The sequence below is a fragment of the Lactobacillus helveticus DSM 20075 = CGMCC 1.1877 genome, assembly GCF_000160855.1.
Lineage (GTDB): Bacteria > Bacillota > Bacilli > Lactobacillales > Lactobacillaceae > Lactobacillus > Lactobacillus helveticus.
Map to the genome: position 1 here is coordinate 258,923 of NZ_GG700753.1, position 1,977 is coordinate 260,899.

At 37.4% G+C, this 1,977-nt stretch carries 3 protein-coding genes; all 3 read left to right on the forward strand.

The window, feature by feature from the left end; all coding sequences use genetic code 11:
- Positions 1-450, forward strand: a 450-nt coding sequence (locus HMPREF0518_RS04855; RefSeq protein WP_003626691.1) for a PTS transporter subunit EIIC, incomplete at its 5' end; no start/stop codon positions are given.
- Between the two features lie 149 nt (positions 451-599).
- Positions 600-1,322: a GntR family transcriptional regulator gene (locus HMPREF0518_RS04860; protein ID WP_003626692.1), complete on the forward strand. Its 723-nt coding sequence runs from the start codon at positions 600-602 to the stop codon at positions 1,320-1,322.
- Between the two features lie 9 nt (positions 1,323-1,331).
- The coding region (locus tag HMPREF0518_RS04865) for a family 1 glycosylhydrolase (RefSeq protein ID WP_003626694.1) at positions 1,332-1,977 on the forward strand (646 nt) is incomplete at its 3' end.

Below are 1,977 nucleotides of genomic sequence, written 5' to 3' on the forward strand. Positions count from 1 at the left end.
TTCTACAACAACTTCATTAACTTGACTGGTTCAGATATCACTATTGGTTTAGTTATCTTCACTTTAATTGCTGCTAAATCAGTTCAATTGAAGCCAATCGGTAAGTTGGAATTAGTTCCTGGTATCTTTAACATTAACGAACCATTCCTCTTTGGTTTGCCAATCGTTATGAACCCTATGCTTGCTGTACCATTCTTCTTAACTACATTAGTAATTGCTGCATCAACTTACTTAGTAATTAAGACTGGTATTGTTCCACCACTTAACGGTGTTGCCGCTCCTTGGACAACTCCAGCCGTTATCTTCGGTTTCTTAATTGGTGGTTGGAAGATGGCTATCTGGCAATTCTGTACTCTGTTGATCTCAACTGCAATTTACTGGCCATTCGCTCGTAAATACGATAAGGTCTTACTTGCTAAGGAGCAAAAGGAAGCAGCTGCTAACAAATAAAGCTGTAATTAATTAATCAACAATTAAAAGAGATGTCATCAAGCTATAAATTAATAGTAAAATGACATCTCTTTTTTGATAAAGTATAGATGTTTGTTTTAAAATAGAGGTAAAAGTATAAAATCTAGTTAGAAATCGGATGATAAAACATGGCAAGAGCAAAATATTTAGAGGTCGCTGAGAAGTTAAAGAAACGCATTACAGATAATGTCTATAGTAAGGAAGAACCTCTTCCCGACCAAGAAGCATTTGCACAAGAATTTAATGTTAGTCGCTTAACAGTTAAAAAAGCTTTCGATGGTTTGGAAAGACAAGGATTAATCTATAAACAATCTGGTTTAGGTACATTTGTAGCCGGTGATATTCCTATTAAATCTCCCACTGATACACCAGCGAATGCATTTACAGGTTTACAGAATCAATTAGGCAAGGATAAAGTTAAGAGTGATATTCTGCATTTTTCAGTGGAATTTCCTGATCCACAAATGCAAAATAATCTCAGCTTAAAGTGCAATGAACCAATCTACAATATTGTTAGGTTAAGAAGCTATGACGAGAAACCATTAATTATTGAGCATGCCTTTATGCCCGTTAAATTAGTCCCTGACTTAGATGAAAAAATACTTCATTCTTCTATTTATAACTACATTCACCAAAAACTTCACTTAAAGTTTGGTCATGCTTATCGTAAGATTCGTGCAGCAAAACCTGACAAATATGATATCAAATATTTAGATGCTAAATCAGATGATCCAATGCTCGAATTAGAGCAAATCATTTGGTTAACCAACGGTCAGCCGATTAAATATTCAGTCAGCCGTAATCGTTACGATACTCGTGACTATGTCTTACTAGATAATAATCGTTTTTAGAGGTAATCTATGTCATTTAACAATAAATTTACTTGGGGCGGCGCTACAGTTGCCAACCAATACGAAGGCGGATACGATGAAGGCGGCAAAGGTTTAAATGCCGTTGACGTTTTAACTAATGGTTCAGCAACTGAACCTCGTAAAGTAACTTGGAAAAAGCCTAACTGCGAAACTGGTGCTACTCCTCTTGTATGGGGGCAAGACTTCAAATTGCCAGAAGGCGCTGTACCAACTATGCTTGACGGTTACTACCATCCAAGTCACCAAGGAACTGATTTTTACCATCACTATAAGGAAGATATTAAATTAATGGCCGAAATGGGCTTTTATGTCTTCAGATTATCAATGAACTGGTCCAGAATCTTGCCTAATGGTGACGACGAAAAACCTAATGAAGAAGGCTTGGCCTTTTACGACAAGGTATTTGATGAATGTGCCAAATATGATATTGAGCCATTAGTGACTTTGTCTCACTATGAACCCCCACTTTCATTGATTACTCGCTTCGGTGGCTGGAAGGATCGTCATTTGATCGATGCCTTTGTTCACTACTCTGATATCGTCATGAACCACTACAAGGGCAAGGTTCGTTACTGGTTAACCTTCAACGAAATCAACGCGATGGATATGGCTCCATACATGGGCGGTGGCCTAA

Bases quoted from the DNA above. Each gene is read 5' to 3' on its own strand.
- HMPREF0518_RS04860 (WP_003626692.1), top strand. From the start codon at position 600: ATGGCAAGAGCAAAATATTTAGAGGTCGCTGAGAAGTTAAAGAAACGC.